The 16,845-nt window shown below is 74.1% G+C and carries 14 protein-coding genes; 4 read left to right on the forward strand and 10 right to left on the reverse strand.

Features of this window, described 5'->3' with window-relative positions:
* The 7 genes from AB0C87_RS30405 to AB0C87_RS30435 all read right to left on the reverse strand — a co-directional run.
* On the reverse strand, positions 1-535 hold a 535-nt coding region (locus tag AB0C87_RS30405; RefSeq protein WP_360580662.1), incomplete at its 3' end, for a DUF6328 family protein.
* Positions 536-586: 51 nt separating this feature from the next.
* Entirely contained in the window at positions 587-2,545 is a 1,959-nt protein-coding gene (locus AB0C87_RS30410; RefSeq protein WP_360580664.1) for a SpoIIE family protein phosphatase, read from the reverse strand.
* A 112-nt stretch (positions 2,546-2,657) separates the two neighbouring features.
* A complete protein-coding gene (locus AB0C87_RS30415; protein WP_360580666.1) occupies positions 2,658-3,473 on the reverse strand; it encodes an ANTAR domain-containing protein in 816 nt (271 codons plus the stop codon).
* 80 nt (positions 3,474-3,553) lie between these two features.
* Positions 3,554-3,976, reverse strand: coding sequence for a CBS domain-containing protein (locus tag AB0C87_RS30420; protein ID WP_179844153.1), 423 nt, complete (start codon positions 3,974-3,976; stop codon positions 3,554-3,556).
* A 116-nt stretch (positions 3,977-4,092) separates the two neighbouring features.
* Positions 4,093-4,467 carry an SSI family serine proteinase inhibitor gene (locus AB0C87_RS30425; RefSeq protein WP_353834038.1) on the reverse strand — a complete coding sequence of 125 codons (375 nt, stop codon included), beginning with the start codon at positions 4,465-4,467 and terminating at the stop codon, positions 4,093-4,095.
* Between the two features lie 117 nt (positions 4,468-4,584).
* A complete protein-coding gene (locus AB0C87_RS30430) occupies positions 4,585-5,211 on the reverse strand; it encodes a sigma-70 family RNA polymerase sigma factor (RefSeq protein WP_345173316.1) in 627 nt (208 codons plus the stop codon).
* A gap of 470 nt (positions 5,212-5,681) precedes the next feature.
* Positions 5,682-6,425, reverse strand: a complete 744-nt coding sequence (locus AB0C87_RS30435; protein ID WP_360580669.1) for a helix-turn-helix domain-containing protein — start codon at positions 6,423-6,425, stop codon at positions 5,682-5,684.
* A 183-nt stretch (positions 6,426-6,608) separates the two neighbouring features.
* Between AB0C87_RS30435 and AB0C87_RS30440 the strand changes: the two genes are divergently transcribed.
* The 3 genes from AB0C87_RS30440 (at position 6,609) to AB0C87_RS30450 (ending at position 11,280) form a co-directional block, all read left to right on the forward strand.
* The gene (locus AB0C87_RS30440; protein WP_360580784.1) at positions 6,609-9,011 is read left to right on the forward strand and encodes a SpoIIE family protein phosphatase; all 2,403 of its coding nucleotides are present in this window, start codon (positions 6,609-6,611) and stop codon (positions 9,009-9,011) included.
* A 125-nt stretch (positions 9,012-9,136) separates the two neighbouring features.
* Complete coding sequence (locus tag AB0C87_RS30445; protein WP_360580671.1) at positions 9,137-10,009, forward strand: hypothetical protein; 873 nt, start codon at positions 9,137-9,139, stop codon at positions 10,007-10,009.
* A 38-nt stretch (positions 10,010-10,047) separates the two neighbouring features.
* The gene (locus AB0C87_RS30450; RefSeq protein ID WP_360580673.1) at positions 10,048-11,280 is read left to right on the forward strand and encodes a hypothetical protein; all 1,233 of its coding nucleotides are present in this window, start codon (positions 10,048-10,050) and stop codon (positions 11,278-11,280) included.
* Here the strand turns inward: AB0C87_RS30450 and AB0C87_RS30455 are convergent, their stop codons facing one another.
* The 3 genes from AB0C87_RS30455 to AB0C87_RS30465 form a co-directional block, all read right to left on the reverse strand.
* A complete protein-coding gene (locus AB0C87_RS30455; RefSeq protein WP_345173322.1) occupies positions 11,281-12,162 on the reverse strand; it encodes a hypothetical protein in 882 nt (293 codons plus the stop codon).
* 536 nt (positions 12,163-12,698) lie between these two features.
* Entirely contained in the window at positions 12,699-14,330 is a 1,632-nt protein-coding gene (locus AB0C87_RS30460; protein WP_360580675.1) for a sporulation protein, read from the reverse strand.
* 454 nt (positions 14,331-14,784) lie between these two features.
* A complete protein-coding gene (locus AB0C87_RS30465) occupies positions 14,785-15,162 on the reverse strand; it encodes a helix-turn-helix domain-containing protein (protein WP_360580677.1) in 378 nt (125 codons plus the stop codon).
* Between the two features lie 87 nt (positions 15,163-15,249).
* Between AB0C87_RS30465 and AB0C87_RS30470 the strand changes: the two genes are divergently transcribed.
* Positions 15,250-16,473, forward strand: a complete 1,224-nt coding sequence (locus AB0C87_RS30470; RefSeq protein WP_360580679.1) for an MFS transporter — start codon at positions 15,250-15,252, stop codon at positions 16,471-16,473.
* The last annotated feature ends 372 nt before the right edge of the window (positions 16,474-16,845 follow it).

A 16,845-nucleotide genomic window follows, 5' to 3' on the forward strand; every position in this document is an offset into this window, starting at 1 on the left:
CCCGGGCGGTGCCGGAGGTGGGACGGATCAGATCCAGCATCAGCCGGATGGTGGTGGACTTCCCGGCGCCGTTGGGGCCGAGGTAGCCGAGCGCCCACCCGCACAGGAGCACCGCGACCACGACCGTGGCGACGGTTGCGGCGGCCTTCTCCGACAGCGCCTGGACGACCAGCGTGGTCGCGGCGGTCATCGAAACGCCCAGCGCGAAGGCCCCGGCGATCCCGAACCGGTTCGCGCGCCGGATCAGCAGCGCCTTCTGCCCGAGCCGGAAAAGGATCCGGTGCTGGATGACCGGGGCGATGAAGCAGACGGACGCGAGCCCCGCCCCGAACAGCGAGACGTAGAAGAGCGCCCTGCCCGTCTCGCCGACCTTCGCGTCGAAGCTCGCCGAGAACGGAACGGTCAGCAGGAACGCGAACAGCACCTGCACGCCGGTGGTCGCCACCCGGAACCCCTGGAGGAGTTCCATCAGCTGCCGGTCCAGCCGTTCGTGCTCGGTCTCGTTGCGGGGCTTGCGCGAGGGGTCGACGCTCATGGATGCCGTTTACCCCGGCAAAACGCCCGTCAGTCGCGCCGCTGAAACGTTCTAGCCGAGCGTCGGCGGTTCCACCCGCAGAGCGAGCATGGACACGTCGTCGCGCAGGTCGCCGTCGCAGTAGTCGAGCAGCGCCCGCTCCACTCCGGCGAGCATCTCCTCCGGGGGCTTCCCGGCGTGCCCGGCGAGCGCCTCCAGCAGCCGCTCCTGGCCGAACTCCTGCCGCGCCATGTCGCACGCCTCCAGGACCCCGTCCGAATGCAGGATCAGCGTGTCGCCGACGGACAGGTCGATCGTGTCGAGCCCGGCCTCGAAGTCCTCGAACAGGCCGAGCGGGACGCCGCCGCGCGACGCCGACCTGATCACCCCGTCGGCGCGGACGACGATCGCCGGCGGGTGGCCCGCGGTGCCGAGCGACACGATGATCCGCTCGGTCTCCAGCGTCAGGCTCGCCATCACGGCGGTGACGAACCGGTCCTCGTCCATCAGGGCCTCGTTCACGGTCGCGAGCACGTCGCCGGGACGGGCCTTCCACCGCGACGCGAGCCGGACGCAGTGCCGCGCGGTCGACGTCACGGCCGCCGCGTCCTCGCCCTTGCCGCACACGTCGCCGAGGACGAGCCCCCACCCGTTCTCGGTGCGGAACACGTCGTAGAAGTCGCCGCCGACCTCCGAGCCGTGCGTGGACGTCAGGTACCGGGCGGCCACGCTCACGCCCGGGATGGACGGGAGCGTCTTCGGCAGCAGCCCGGCCTGCAGCGTGTCGGCCACCTCCGCGCGGCGCCGGTAGAGCCGCGCGGCCCGGATCACCAGGGCGAGGTAGCGGCCGAGCCGCTGCACGACGCCGAGGTCCATGAGGTCGAACGGGCCGTAGTCGCCGCTGGCCGCCAGCGTGATCGTGCCGATGGCGCGCTCGCCGTCCTCGATGGGGACGCTGAGCACCGACGTCACGCCGATCTTGCCGCAGACCGGCAGCCCGTCCGGGCACATGCCGAGCACGTCGAGGTCCTCCACGTGGGGGCGCAGCGCGCTCTGCCGGGTGACGAACACGTCGTGGGGGAGCGTGTCCTCGGCGGGGTCCACCTCTTCGAGCATCCTCGCGGCCTCGACGGACCGCTCGTCCTCGGGGCCCATCACGACCTGGCGGCGCAGCACGGGCGCCGCGCCCGCCGGCGGGCCGCCGGTCCCGGGGCCGGTCAGGTCGATGAACGCCCAGTCGGCCAGCTCGGCGGCCAGCAGCCGGGCGCAGCGCCGGACGGCCACCGTCTCGTTGAAGACCGGCTCGTCCAGCAGCAGCTCGCTGGCGGTGGCGAGGACGTCCATCCGGTGCACGATCGTGGCCACGGCCTCGTCGTCGCCCTGCCCGCCGTCGGCGGCCCGCACCCGCGCGGTGCCCGCCGCCTGGACCTTGGACGCCGCGGGCCCGCCGTCGTCGGCGGGGGTGGTCGTCGGCCCGGCGGCCACCACGACCATCGGGTCGGGTTCGCCGCGGATCCACACCCGCGCCACCGTCAGCACGGCGTCGATCGGGTGGTCGCGGCCGAGGAACCGGACGCTGACGCGGCGCCGCTGCCCCGTCCGGATCGCCGCCGCGAGCTGCGACCGGACCGCCGCCCGGGTCGCCATGTCGCAGAAGGCCGTGAACTGCTTGCCCGACACGTATCCCGCCGACGTGCCGAGCAGCATGGCCGCCTGCCGGTTGACGCGGCGGACGTTCGTCGTCCGGTCGAGCAGGAACAGCGGAACGGGGGCGTCCTGGAAGACCGTGCGCAGCACGCGCCGCTCGTTCTCCGCGGCGGCCGACCCTCCCGGCTCGCCGGACTGCTCGCCGCCCATCGTGCGCAGCACGGTCAGCGCCAGCTCCAGCTCGACCAGCGCCGCGTCCAGCGTGGCGCGCAGGTCGGGCTCGGGCACGCCGGCGGCCTGGCGCAGCTCGCCGATGCGTCCTTCGAGATCCGAGATCTCCCGCAGGAGGGACTCGGGCTCGAGCTGGTCAGGCCGATCGTGCATCTGGTCTCCTTTCGTCCGCGTCACCACGGTGGACCAGGGCGGCTCCCGCCCGTACCGGGCCGGGCACCGTTCTACGGGGCCGCTTCCCGCAGCCTATGCTCCCCGCCCGCACCTAGGGCAGGCCCTGATGACCGACGATACGCTGGGCCAGCGCGGTGAGCTTCACGTGGCGCGTCTGTGAGATGCGACGCATCTCGGCGAATGCCTCGTCGGCGTCGCAACCGAGCGCGTGCATGAGGATTCCCTTGGCCTGGTCGACCACCGCACGCGCCTCGACGGCCGCCTGGAGCTGGACGGCGGTGCGGTGCACGTCGTCGTACTGGCGGCTGTTCGAGAAGGCCGCGGTGCCCTGCGCCACCAGCAGGGACGCGATCGCGTGCCGCTCGGGCCCGAGCGCCTTCGGCGTCACCCCGTACAGGGTGAGCGTGACGAGGACCGGGGGGTTCAGGTGCGGGGACGTGGTGAAGCAGCGCACCCCGCGGCGCAGCATGTCCGACATGGCCTCGGGCCAGCGGGTCTCGGCGAGGATGTCGTCGGAGGTCAGCGCGCGGCGGTCGGCCACCACGTCGAACAGCGGCCCGTGCCCGCGGGCCAGCTGCCGGTCGGTGACCTCGGCGAGGTCGGGATGGCTGGCCGCGGCGGCCAGCGGTTCGGGCCGGTTCTCCTCCGCGGCGTCGCGCTCGTCCTGCAGGGGCATGTCCGGTATGCCGCTCGTGCGGTCGGGGATGACGACCGTGGAGCCGACGCCGCCGTACGCGCTCGGCAGTGCCCAGCGCACGCTCGCGGCGCCGGCGCATCCGGGCACGGCGCGCGCGGCGAGCTCGGTCACGCGGTGCAGGGTGCCCACGTCGGACGACTCCCCGACCAGGCCCAGCCGGGCGATCTCCAGCGCGAGCTGGTCCGTCAGGACCGTTTCGGTGGGCGTCACCTTCCCGAGAGTAGCCTGCCCCGGGGGATGCGCAGGCGGGCCCTGCTCGGCCGGGCGGCCCTGGTGCCTCATGGGGAGTCCTAGTTGTTCGGCGGCGCCTTGCTGATCTCGGGTAGCGGGCCGGAATCGCCGTTCGCCAGGGCCAGGTCGCCGATGCACACGATCCCGACGGGGTGGTGCTCGGCGTCGACGACCGGCAGGCGCCGGACGGCGTGCTCGCTCATGAGCCGCGCCACCGTGTCGGTGTCGTCCTCGGGGTGGACGGTGGTCAGCTCGGCCGTGCACACGTCCCCGAGCGGGGTGAGCGAGGTGTCGCGGCTCTCGGCCACCGCCCGGATCACGATGTCACGGTCGGTCACCAGGCCGCACAGGCGTCCCGCGTAGGTGACCAGCACGTCGCCGATGCCCTCGTCCCGCATGATGCGAGCCGCCTCGTAGAGCGTCGCGTCGAGCGGCAAAGACTGGGGCGCCGCCGTCATCACGTCGCTGACCCTCGATGACATAGAGCGCACATCCTCCCGAATTGCCGACGCCTCGCGCGGCCCGTGTGTGCGCGCCCTACCCACGGTCGGCGGCCCTATTCGGACGGTTTGCGAATCGGCCGCGGACCTGCGCCGGGTCAGAAGGCGAACACCGTTCCGGTGCGCGACAGCATGGCGCAGTCGTTCCCGTATTCGGCCTGGAAACGGACGGCTCTGCCCTTCCACCGCCCTTCGGCGCGGGCGACCACGGGCGCGTGGACGGCGGTGCACATCCGCCCGTCCGGCCGGTGCTCGAACCGCCCGTCCGCCCCCTCCAGCTCCAGGCAGGCCCGTGCCGCCTCGGGGTGCTCGCCCCCCGGCGGACCGCAACGCAGCGTGACCGTCCTGCTCCCGGACGTACTGCCGCCCGGATGCGTGACGGACAGCCGCAACGACGTCTCCGCCCCGGAGGGCGCGACGGGCACGAGGGCGACCACCGCCCCCACGACGACCGCACTGAAAAGGTTCGGCATGAGCGACTCCCAACGCACCGAAGGGACATCGCACAAAGTAGCCGATCGATAACAGATCGTGCAGGAGAATGAACGACCCCGCCGCTGAAATGCAGCGACGGGGTCAACGTTTACTGACTAGGCGGCCAGCGTGTGGGCGGCACGGTGATCGGCGAGGGAGTCGCGGAGCTGCTTGCGGCCGCGGTGGAGGCGGGACATGACGGTGCCGATGGGGGTGCCCATCATGTCGGCGATCTCCTTGTAGGGGTAGCCCTCGACGTCGGCGAGGTAGACGGCGTCCCGGAAGTCCTTGGGGAGGGCCCGCAGGGCGGCGACCACCTGGGAGTCGGGGATGCGGTCGAGGGCTTCGGACTCGGCGGAGCGGAAGCCGGACGCGTGCGCCTCGGCCTGCGCGATCTGCCACTCCTCCAGTTCCTCGGAGCCGGCGCGCTGGGGCTCGCGCTGCTTCTTGCGGTAGGTGTTGATGAAGTTGTTGGTGAGGATGCGGTGCAGCCACGCCTTGAGGTTCGTGCCTTCCTGGAACTGGTGGAAGTTCACGTAGGCCTTGGCCAGCGTCTCCTGGACGAGGTCCTCGGCGTCGGCGCTGTTGCGGGTCATGCGCACGGCGCTGAGGTAGAGCGGGTCCGCGAGGGGCAGGACGTCGCGCTCGTAGCGGCGCGCGTCGTCGGACGTCGCGGTGCGGTCGGCGTTGCGGCCGTTGTCGCCCTTGGTGGTGCGATGGACGGGCGTGGTGACAGCGGTCATCGTCGCTCCCCGTGGTCGTGCCCCCCGTGAGAGGGGACGGTTGCCTGGCGCGTGGTCGGGGGCACGCGCGGGCCGGGCGGATTGATCGCCCCCCGTCAAGTGGTACGTGCCACCGTTCCCGGCGGGTTCGGTGTGGCCTCGGCCTCGCATGGAGGGTGGGCCGAGGGTTCGGCGCGCTTCGGCTGTGCCAGAGCGACCCCGTAGTCGGGACGTCGCGGGCCTTGCCCGATCGAGCGCTTCCATCCGCCGGTGGGTCTTCCTGCCATGTAAGACGCATGGAACGAGCCAAAAGGTTGCCAGGATCCGCGTGGCCTCCGTCACATCGAGTCGTTTCTTGGTCAAAGTGGTGCTGATCCGCCGGTATAGAGCCCGATCCTCGGCAGCCCGCGCGGCGGCCCCGGAGGCGGGCTCGGAGGCGGGCTCGGAGGCGGGCTCGGTCGAGCGGGCGTGCCCTGGCGGCTTATGCCAGGTCAGGGCGCGGCGAGGTGGCCCGCCAGAACGGCCCGGACCAGCTTGGCCGCGAACTCCGCCGGCGCGGCCGGGAGCCCGGCGCCCGCCGCCACGCTTTCCGCGCCCGCGAGGCGGGTCAGGAAGGCGTGCTGCTGGCAGCCTCCCAGCAGGGCCGCGGCGATGAACGGCAGGGGTGCGCCGTCCGCCAGCCGTCCGGCCTTCCGTTCGGCCTCCAGGTAGCCGATGAGGGCCGCGTGGCCCATCACCGGGCCTGCCGCCGGACCGCCTGGCGGCCCTGCCGGGGGCCCGCCGGGCGCCCCGGGAGGCGGCGCCTCGCCGGTGCGGTCGCTCCTCGGCCGGGCGCGCGACCTGGCGGCGGCCTCCTGCTGCGCCTTTCCGGGGCCGTCGCTCCGCAGCCACGCGATCAGCTCCGGGTCGGCCAGGACGGGCCCGGTCATCGGCAGCAGCTCGCCGTAGAAGCGGACCATCTCCGCCGCCAGGCGGGTGAGGTTCTCCTCCACCGTGTTCTGTCCGACCGATCCGGCGAGCCCGGTCATCGCGGTGCGCGCGCTCCCGGTCACCTCGGCCAGGGCCGCCGCGAACAGCGCGGTCTTGTTCGCGAAGTGGTTGTAGAGGCTGCCCTCGGACACGCCCGCGGTGCGCGCGATCTCCTTGGTCGTCGCGGCCACGATCCCGCGCGTCTGGATCACCGTGACCGCCGCGGCCAGGATCCGGTCCCGCATCGGCTCCGTCCGTGTAGCCAACCCGCCTGCACCTCGCTTCCCCGCTGGACGTTAGCACGGGCGGACGGTGATGAGTGAGTGCTCACCCGGAGGGATTCGGCGGATCCCGAGCGAACCGCCCTCACAGCATGTAGCTTCGCTTTCACCGTGAGTTGCCGCAACGGCTTTCGCGCGTCGTTCCACTCGGGGGAGGGGGACCGCTTGGTGATCGCGGATCTGCTGGGCGTCACGAGGATGACGGCCGTCACGGTGAACGACCGCGGCCGCATCAGCCACTGGGACGATACCGCCGCCGACCTGTTCGGCGCCGCGCGCGGCCAGGCCATGGGCCGCCCGCCCGGCGACCTCCTCCGGCTCCCGCGGGAGCACCGCGGCGCCTTCGAGCCGGAGGCCTTCGGGCACGTCTGGTGCGGCGCCTGCACCCTGCGGCGGGCCGACAACGGGGAGCCCGTCGAGATCGGCTGGTGGGTCTACCCCATCGACGGGGCCCCGGGCGACCACGGCGTCCGGGTCCTGGCGCTGGCCGCCGACCTGCGCAGGCTCCGCCGCGACGGGATCGGCATCACCGTCGGCGACCTCCTGCTCGCCCCGCCCGGCGAGCCCGGCCCCGCCGGCGGCGCCGCCCTCCGCTCGGCCGCCGTCCGGCTGCTGCGGGTCGAGCCCACGCTCGCCGGCCCCTCCCCGGACGGGCCCGACCCGTTCGCGGGCCCGTTCGCCGACCGCCTCGCCGAACTGCTGCCCGCGCTCGGCCCCCCGGGCTTCGGAACGATCGCCTCGCAGGTCCTCGCCCTCGGCTGCCCGGCGGTGTCGCTGGGCCTGACCATCCGGCTGCCCATCGTCCCGCAGACCGACGCCGCCCCGCCCCCCGCGCCGACCGTCCCCCTGCCCCGGCCGGGGCCGCGCGTCCCGCCGCCCCGGCCGCCGCGCGCCCGCCGCGACCTCTCCCACGCGCTGGAGCCGCTCGCCTACCTCGGCGCGGCCGGCGAGCAGATCGGCAGCTCGCTCGACCACCTGCAGGCCGCCCGGACCCTCGCCGAGGTCCTCGTGCCGCGGCTCGCCGACCTCGCCGCCGTCGACCTGCTCGAAAGCGTCGTCGCCGACTCCGCGCCGCCCGCCGGCGAGGTCGACGAGACCACGCCGATGCGCCGGGTCGCCGTCGTCCACAATGACGAGCCCGGACGCTGGGACGAGGCCGTCCCCGAGGACGAGCCGCTGTCCGTGCCGTCCTGCACCCCGTTCGTCCAGGCCATGCGGACCGGGCGGCCCGTGCACATCGCCCGCGTCGACGACGGCAGGGCCGTCCGGCTCGCCGCCGCGTTCGGGGACCGCGACCTGCGCCCCCTGTTCACCGGCCGGGCACTGCTGGTCGCCCCGCTGATCGCGCGGGGGCGGGTGCTCGGCACGTTCATGCTGCTGCGCAAGCCCGACCGGCACGGGTTCGACGAGCTCGACTTCGCCATGGTCGACGAGCTGGCCCGGCGCGCCGCGCTCTGCGTCGACAACGGGCGGCTGTACCGGCGCGAGGTCCAGGTCGCCGAGGAGCTGCAGCGCAGCATGCTCCCCGACGACCCGCCTGACGTCGCCGGGGCCCGCGTCCGCTACCGCTACCGGCCCGCCGAGCAGGCCGCCCAGGTCGGCGGCGACTGGTTCGACGCCATCCCGCTGCCCGGCTGCCGGCTCGGCATCGTCGTCGGCGACGTCATGGGGCACGGCCTCACCTCCGCCGCGATCATGGGCCAGCTGCGCACCGCCGTCCGCACCCTGGCCGCCGAGGACATGCGGCCCGACCGGCTGCTGCGCCAGCTCGACGGCCTCGCCCGCCGGCTCGGCGAGGACTACCTCGCCACCTGCCTGCTCGCCGTCTACGACCCCGTCGAGCGGCGCTGCACGGTCGCCAGCGCCGGGCACGTCCCGCCCGTCCTCGTCACGCCGGACGGGGAGAGCCGCGTGCTGCCCGTCCCGCCGGGCGTGCCCATCGGGGTCGGCGGCGAGCCGTTCGAGACGGTGGAGTTCAAGGTCGAGGACGGGTCCCGGCTCGTGCTGTGCACCGACGGCCTCCTGGAGCGCCGCGACCGCGACCTCGACACCGGCCTGGAGGAGCTGCGCGCCCGCCTCGCCGAGGCGTCCGCCGACCTCGACGGCACCTGCGACGACCTGCTCGACCGGCTCGCCGGGCCCACCCCCGCCGACGACATCGCCATCGTCGCGGTCGGGTTCGACGGCATCCCCCTCGACGACGTCGTCACCTGGCAGCTCGAAGCCGCGCCCGGCAGCGTCCCGTGGATCCGCGCGCAGGTCGGCGCCCGTCTCGCCGGCTGGGGCCTGCACGAGCTCGCCGAGACCGCGCGGCTGCTCGTCAGCGAGCTCGTCACCAACGCCCTCGTGCACGGCGCCGGATCCGTGGGGCTCCGCCTGATCAGGGGGCGCACGCTGCTCTGCGAGGTGCACGACGACGGCGCCGACATGCCGCACCTGCGGCACGCCGACGCCACCGACGAGTCGGGCCGCGGCCTCCAGCTCGTCGGCCACCTGGCCGCCCGCTGGGGCACCCACCGCACCGAGGGAGGCAAGGTCGTCTGGTTCGAGCAGCGCGTCCCCCGGCGCTGACGGCGGGGTCGGGGGCGCGCCTCGCGGCCGTGTGAGGTAACTGTCCCGTTCGCGCCAGATACTTTCCCGCGCCCGCTTCGTTCTGATCGAAGTGTCGCCGTTCGCCGAGGCCGCCGGGAGATGAGTTGGGTGAGACGCTGACACTGCCCGTCCCCGAGACGCTCTACGGCACCTACGCCGTGGCGCTCACCGAGCCGATCCGCGACCCGGCGGCCCTGGCCCGCGCGCAGCTGCTGCGGCGCACCGAGCCGCCGCTGCGCGACCTCGTCCTCGGCATGCTCGGCAGCCCCATGCTCACCCTCGACCAGCGCCCCGCGGAGGGCTTCCCGCCGCTGCCCGCCGACCTGCTCGCCGCGTACGGCGCCTCCCCGTCCGACGTCGAGGCGGTCGCCGCCGCGCCGCACGTCCTCGCCGTCCGCGCCGCATACCGGCCGGGGCGGCCGCCCGCCCACGAATGGGCCGCACGCGCCGTCGCGGGCGCCGTCGGCGCGGCCGCGTCCGCCCCGGTGATCGACGTGTTCACCCCGCAGGTCCTCGCGCACGACCGGCTCTTCCGCTCCCTCCCGGGGCCCGGCGGCGCCGTCCGGCTCACCGACTGGATGCTCCTCCCGCACACCATCGGCCGTGACGGCTCCTACATCACCACCCGGGGGCTCGCCAGGTTCGGCCTCCCCGAACTGCAGACCGAGCACGTCCCGCCGGGCCTCGTCGAGCCCTGGGGGCGCCTGCTGAACGGTCTCGCCCACCACGTCCTGGACCTCTGGCTGGACGAGCTGCCCGCCGGCGAGCAGCCCCTCGTCGTCGAGATCCCCGAGGTCGTCTCCGTCGGCCTCCAGGACATCGCCGCCGCTCAGGGCGCCGACGAGCCGATGCGGCGCGAGGTCTCCGTGCGGCTGCGCCACGACCCGTCCCCGGACCCCGTCCTCACCGTGCTGCCCGCCGAGGACGGCCCCGACCGCCTCCGGTCCCTGTGCGCCACGCTCTTCGGAGCCCGATGAGCTTGCCTACGGCCTTGATCTCAGCGCAGGATCGACACGTGAGATTCGGCCCGCGTGACCGTCGCACCCCACAGCCCGAAGACCCCGGCCCCGAGGAGACCGGACCCGAGACCGGCCCCCGTCCGGGCCCCTACCCCGAGGACGTCCACGTGGCGGGCAAGGGAACCGCCCCGGAACCGGCGCCGGAGGAGCCGCCGTCCGACTGGGTCCCCGTCCAGCCGCCGACGGAACCCGAGGAGCCCTGGACCCCCCACGCCCCGGTGCCGCCGCCGTCCCCGCCCGCCGAGCCCCCGGCGTCCCAGGAGGAGCCGCTCTGGGCGGTGCGCGACCTCGACCTCGGCCTCGGCGAAGCGTCGCCGGGCGAGCCCTGGACGCCTTCGGAGCCCGGCCCCGCCCCCACGGGCCGGCACGCGCGAAGTGACGACGATCCGTTCCTGCCGGGGAAGGGCCTGGCGGCCGAACCGCCTCCGGTGACCGTGCCTGACATCCCGGTCCAGCAGTGGGCGCCCGCACAGCGGCCCGGGCCCATGACCGACCCCGAGCGGCGCAAGGCGATGGCGGACGCGTTCGTCGCGGAGTTCGTGGGCAGCACCACATGGCAGGCCACCCTGGCCGTGCTGGAGAGCGCGTTCCCCGGTCTGGGCATGGCCTCGACGCTGTCCCGCCGGACCGACGAGCTGTGGCAGACCATGGACGCCCTCGACCGGACGTCCGCGGCCAAGCTCGGGGTCCCGGCGTGGCTGGACGACGCGGGGATCGTGCTCGACCTCAGCGCCCGCCTCGGCGTGCGGGCGGCGCGGGCGCCGATGCACGGACTCGCACGCCCGTCCCGCGCGTCCCGCCCGTACGCGGGGGCGTTCGTCATCGACACGCTCGACCCGCTGCGCTACCACCGGGCGGTCGGCGGGCCGCAGGCGCCGCGCGACCTGCCGGGGGAGGGGGCGCTGCGGGCCCCGTCCACCTCCGAGGACGACGACAGCGGCGTCGTGATCGTCGCGAACCTCACGTCGGCGGGCGTGCGCGTAATGGACTCGGTGGCGCTCTGGCGCTACGCGGGCCGGGTGGTCGCCGGCACGGTCCGCGAGGAGGGCCGCCCGGAGACGCGCGTCCGGGCACGCCGTGCCCTCCGTGCCCTGCGGCGCGTCGTGGTCGTCGACCCGGACCTCGGGCTCGGCCTGTGCCTCCAGATCGACGCGGCCCGCGTCCCGCGGTGCCTGCTGGCGTTCAGCGTGGACCGGGCGGACGGCGCCCCCCGCTTCGTCCGCCCCTGATCAGTCGTCCGAACGCAGCCAGGTGAGGTCGCGCTGCCGGTCGGCGGGCAGCTCGCGGATGTGCTCGACGAGCCGCCACGGCTCGGTCGGCGGCGTTCCCTCGTCCGGCAGCACGCCGCACAGCACCGCGCTCTGCGTGCTGACCGCGACGAACGACCCGAACCGCGCGACGCCGCCGCCCCGCAGCGACGCCAGCTCGGTGAGCAGCACGGTGACCGCGGCCGCGTCCTTCGGGTCGTAGAGGCCGCGCACGTACGAGAACAGGTCTTCGGCGAGGACGTCGGGGCGCCGCCCGGACATCTGGTACACGGTGCCCCAGTAGGTGCCGGTGGCCTGCTCCGATCGCTGGTCGCGGAGCCGGATGCGCAGCCCGCACTCGGCGGCGCACTGCTCGTACGCCTCCGCGAGCAGCGCCTCGCCCTCCCCCTCCTCGCTCAGCAGCGCCCCGGTGACCACGCCCTCCTCCCGGTCGAGCCGGTCGAGCATCTCGCGGTGCAGCTCCTGGACGTCCTGCTCCACCGCGTCGAGCGTCCGCGCCAGCGCGCGATGGGAGTCGCGGTCGAGGTCGAGGCCCGCCAGCTCGTCCGACAGGTCGCCGAACTGCTTCTCCAGCCGTTCCACCCGCCCGGTGACGGTCTCCAGCCTCTCCGCCACGTCGGACGGCGGCCCCTCGGCCTGCGGCGGCGGGATGGGAATGCCGACCGGCTCGGTCGCCTCGTCGACCACCCGCTTGAGCACGTCGTGGTCCCGCGCGAGCTCGTTCAGCTGTTTGCGCAGATTGCGCAGCTCCGCCTGGGCTTGCGGAAGCCGCTTGTCGGACGCCAGGTAGAGCTCGCGTCCGGCGATCGCGAGGCAGAGCAGAACCAGGATCACGGTGGTCATGTGACTCCTCGGGAAGCGGGCTGCGCTCACGACGATAACCACCCCCGGCCGGATTGGCCGAGTGCGCAGCGGATCCCGTCCGAAACGCCCTACTTTCCTTTACCCACCGTCCTTCCGGCTACCCCCGAGATCATCCCCACACCTCTGGGAAAAGCCCCGCACCCACGGGCCCCGAGAATCCCGAAGCCTCCGGGAAACGAAAGCCACGCTCCCCGACCCGCCAATCACGTGACCTGCGGATGCTCGCGGGAAAAGCCAGAGAAGCCACTCAGAAAGCTCCGGGAAGCCCCACGCGACCTCCCGTCTGCAAATATCCGCAGGTCAGCGAAGAGCCGGCCCAGCAGTCCTCCGAGAGACGGCCGGCGCGCTACCCAACCGCGCCAGCCGCGCCCCCCGGCGGATGCCCGAGCGGTTTGGCCGGAGACACCACCCAGCCCCTTCGGAGCCGCGTCGGCTGGAGGAGTGCCTTCCAGGAAGGTGCGGGGGCGACGACGCCTTTCCGTGGCCTCGTCGCCCCATTCCGTTAAACCCGGTGGTCAGCCGAAGAGGCCGCCCAGGAGGCCGCCGAGGATTTCGGCGGCGCCGCCTGCGAGTTCGCCGGCCACGTCGCCTGCGATGTCTCCGGCGATGCCGCCGGCCGCGTCCGCGATCACGTTTCCGGCGACATTGCCCGCGTACCCGGCGAGCGCGTTGCCGAAGGCGTCCACGGGGGCGCCGCCCACGTAGCCCGCGACGTTCTGCGCGTACCCGGCCGCGTCCATGGCGCCCATGGCCACGCCGCCCACGACCCCCGCCGCCGCGACGCCGCCCACCAGACCGGCCGCGGCGGCGCCGTGGCCGAGGTGGCGGTGCCCGTGGTAGCCGGGCGGGGCGTGATGGACGTGCGCCGGAGGCGGGTGGCCGTGGGGCGAGTACGGCGGGGGCCCCGGCGGTGCGGGAGGGGGCGGGCCGGCATGAGCGGCGGGAGCGTACGGCGCCGCGGGCGGGGGCGCCCCGTGCGACGGCATCCCGTGCGGAGGTGCGGGAGGCGGGGCTCCGTGTGACGGCATCCCGTGCGGGGGTGCGGGGGGAGCCCCATGCGACGGCATCCCGTGCGGGGGTGCGGGCGGAGCCCCATGCGACGGCATCCCGGGACCGGGCGGGGGCGGCGGGAAGCCCTGTCCGGGTGCCGGGGGCATGCCGGAGGGGTTCGGCGGGTACCCCTGGGCGGCCATCGGCGCCGGCTGCTGCTGCCGACCGGGCGCCGGGGCGGGAGGCGGGAACTGGGCGTTGCCGTGCGACCCGTACTCACCCGGCCCGCCGTAAGGAGCCGCGCCCTGCGGCGGTGGCGGCGGAAACCCCGAGTGGCCGCCGGGCGGCGGCAGCGGCGCCTGCCCGGGAGGCGGCGGAGCGCCATGGGACGCCGGGCCGGGGCGGGACGACCGGGGCAGCGCCGCCGCGGCCTCCAGCCACTGACCGATCTTGGCGTTCCAGTCGGTCTCCGCGGCCTCGGCGTGCGGCACCGTGAAGACGCCGAACGACTCGTCCTGCGGGGTGTCGCGGTCCTCGGCGCGCAGGACGAAGGCCATGGCGCGCGGGCTGGCGACGAAGCTCAGCCCGACCTTCTCGATCCGCCCCTGGTGCGACGACGGCGGGTTGAGGTGGATCTCCTGGTGGAACGGCAGCTGCTGGGACACGCCCCGCAGCTTCGACGACTCGAACGTCACGTTCGTGATCTGGAAGCCGAGCTGGGCGATCGAGGCGAGGACCCACTGCTGGGACTCCAGCGGCTCCACGGAGATCGGGTCGATGTCGCCCGGATCGGGCTGCCCGGCGACGTCGATCTCGGTGCACATCCCGATGGTGAAGCCTGGAAGCTCGTGGCCGAGGACGGTCGTGAACGGCAGCTCGTACGGCAGCGGGATGGAGAACGCCAGGTCGCGCTGCCCCCCGGCGTCGAGCCGGAATCCGCGGGTCAGGGCGCCGCGGTACACCTCGGGGCCCGCCGTCTCGCCGCCGTGGTGCCGCATGCGCGGCATCAGCGCCAGCGTCACCTGCCGGACCTCCGCGGGCCCGGCGCCGCCGCGCAGGTGCACCTTGCCCGCCACGACCCCGCCGGGTTTGCAGTTCGGCTCAGCAAGGATCGTGTCGACGGACGGTCCACCGCCCGCCATCTGCCCGTAGGACACCGGCCGTTCCCCTCTCCCACCGCGAGGCGACACGCCCCGCGCCCACCACCCGCGCGACCCCGGGCCGCGCGCACCAGAAACTTAGACCCCCTCCACCATGCCACCGGTTCACCCCGTCCGGACCAAACCCCCAATTTCCACCCACGTGATCGCACCCGTCGATAAGGGCCGCGAGCTACCCCGCGCTCAACTCGGCGGCCTCCGACCGAACCTCGCCCCGGGCGGGCCCACCCCTTGGCGCGCACCCGGCGCCGGGGCGGTTGCCGTCGGCCGGAGGCGCCTGCTGCCGTCCTCGCGCGTGTGGCGGTGGGATGAGCACGCCGCGGTGAGCGGCAAGCCGGTCGGTCATGTGGTCGACGATCGCGTCGCGCGACGGGCCGGTCCGGCGGCGGCAAAGCGGCCAGGTCGGTGCCGCCCCGGAAGTGAACGGCCCGGCCCCTGCGCGTCGCGGCGCTCAGTGGTCGATCGTCGAGGACGATGCGATCAGGTCGAGCAGGCCGGGGAAGCGAGCGTTGAGGTCGTCGACGCGCACTTCGCTTCGGCGCTCCAGGCCGTACTGCCGCTGCCGCAGGATGCCGGCCTCGCGCAGCGCCTTGAAATGGTGCGTCAGCGACGACTTCGGCCGGTCGAAGCCGAACCAGCCGCAGGGATGGTCGAACTCCTCACGCTCCAGCAGGAGCTTGCGGACGATGGCCAGGCGCAGCGGCCCGCTCAGTGCCCCGAACACCGTCTCCAGCCGGAGGTCCTCGACAGCGGGCTCGGCCAAGGGCTCGGGCAGGCCGGGCGGTTCCGGGAGCACCCGGATCGCCGGTCGCGTGATCGATGCCACCATCCAGCCCCTCTCTCTCGCTTGTACGAGTTTAATCGTACTGCATGCTAAGTTCGAGAAAAATCGTACTGCTTGGCGAAGGGGACCCCCATGCCGAACGTCCGAACGATCGATACGCCCCGGAGCGCGCCACAGGCGGATGCGTCCGTCCGCTGGATCTGGCTCGCCGCCTGGCCTGTCACCGCCGTCTTCGTGCTGTCGAACGCGGCGACGCCCCTCTATGTGCTCTGGCAGCGCGACATCGGCTTCTCCAAGGGCACCCTCACCGTGGTCTTCGCCTTCTACATCGTCGGGCTGCTCGGTTCGCTGCTGGTGTCCGGAGTGCTGTCGGACCGGCTCGGCCGCCGTCCCGTCCTTCTGCCGGCGCTCGTCCTCGCCCTGGTGGCCTGCGGCGTCTTCGCGACCGCCACCACGGTGTGGGCGCTGATCGTCGCCCGGCTTCTGACCGGTGTCGCGGTCGGCGCGACCGTCTCCGCGGGGATGGCCGCCGTCACCGACGTCGCCGGCCCCTCCCGCCGCCGCCTTGCCGCGCTGTTCGCCTCGTCCGCGATGGTCTTCGGCGCCGGCCTCGGTCCGTTCCTGGCCGGCGTCCTGTCCGAGAGCCTGCCCGCCCCGACCGTCACCGTGTTCGCGGTCGAGGCCGTCGTGCTGGTCACGGCGGGCGTGGTCGTGACGCGTCTGCCGATGCCGCGTCCCTCCGTCCCCGCGACGAGGTCGTGGGTCCGGGTGCCCGGTGTGCCGCGCGAGAGCGCGATGCGGCTCGCCCTGGGGATCGCGGTGTTCGCGCCCGGCATCACCGCGACGTCGTTCGTGCTGTCGCTCGGGCCGTCGCTGCTGTCCGGCCTGCTGGGCACCGGCAACCGGATCATCGCCGGAGGCACGGCGTTCGTGATGTTCGCCGCGGCGACCGGCGTGCAGTTCACCGTCCAGCGGCTGCCCCGGCGCACCATGCTCCTCGCGGGCGCGGCCGCCACGACCGCCTCGATGGCCGCGCTGGTGACCGCTGTGAACGGCGCGTCGGCGGCGGCGCTCGTCGCGTCGGCCGTCCTGGCCGGCGCCGGCCAGGGAATGGGGCAGCTCGGCGGCCTGTCGCTGCTCAGCAGCGCCGTCCCGCCGCACCGCCTCGCCGAGGCCAACGCCGCGTTCAACATCGGCGGCTATGTCCCCGCCGGGATCCTCCCGGTCACCGCGGGGTACCTCAGCGACACCGTCGGTCTGGCCACCGGAGCCACTCTGTTCGCCGCGGCCCTCGCCGGCTTCGCCGTCATCGGTGGCCTCTCCGCGGCCGCCGGGCGGCGGCACCTGGAGGGCTAGGCCGCGTTCCAAAGCCCCGGCCCACTCCACTCGCCCGGCGGCTTCGCTCCACCGGCCAGGTCACGCGTTCGCGCGTGCGACCGAGGCCACTTCGAGACAGGCCCTAGAAGCACGCCGATGCGGCGGGTGAGGCCAAAGCCGCAGGCGCGCACGCATGGAGTGCGGGCCGCAGGACGACAACGACGGCCGGACGTTCACTGCCGGGAACGCGTGGTCACGCCGCGCCCGCCGCGCCCTGCCGGAGTCGATCTCCCTTGTAGCGCCCGGGGCGGGCCCTGGGAACGTGTGGGCCACTCCGCGCCCGCCGCGCTCCCCTGGAGGTCTTTCGTGGTGGCGGCGGGCGGGGTTGGCTCCGGGATCGGGTGGTCACTC

The organism is Actinomadura sp. NPDC048021, assembly GCF_040653135.1.
Taxonomy (GTDB): domain Bacteria; phylum Actinomycetota; class Actinomycetes; order Streptosporangiales; family Streptosporangiaceae; genus Spirillospora; species Spirillospora verrucosospora.

Excerpts from the sequence above, each read along its gene's own strand:
- AB0C87_RS30425 (WP_353834038.1), bottom strand. The coding sequence starts at position 4,467 with ATGCCGAACCTTTTCAGTGCGGTCGTCGTGGGGGCGGTGGTCGCCCTC.
- AB0C87_RS30470 (WP_360580679.1), top strand. The coding sequence starts at position 15,250 with ATGCCGAACGTCCGAACGATCGATACGCCCCGGAGCGCGCCACAGGCG.
- AB0C87_RS30455 (WP_345173322.1), bottom strand. The coding sequence starts at position 12,162 with ATGACCACCGTGATCCTGGTTCTGCTCTGCCTCGCGATCGCCGGACGC.
- AB0C87_RS30465 (WP_360580677.1), bottom strand. The coding sequence starts at position 15,162 with ATGGTGGCATCGATCACGCGACCGGCGATCCGGGTGCTCCCGGAACCG.
- AB0C87_RS30410 (WP_360580664.1), bottom strand. The coding sequence starts at position 2,545 with ATGCACGATCGGCCTGACCAGCTCGAGCCCGAGTCCCTCCTGCGGGAG.
- AB0C87_RS30420 (WP_179844153.1), bottom strand. The coding sequence starts at position 3,976 with ATGTCATCGAGGGTCAGCGACGTGATGACGGCGGCGCCCCAGTCTTTG.
- AB0C87_RS30430 (WP_345173316.1), bottom strand. The coding sequence starts at position 5,211 with ATGACCGCTGTCACCACGCCCGTCCATCGCACCACCAAGGGCGACAAC.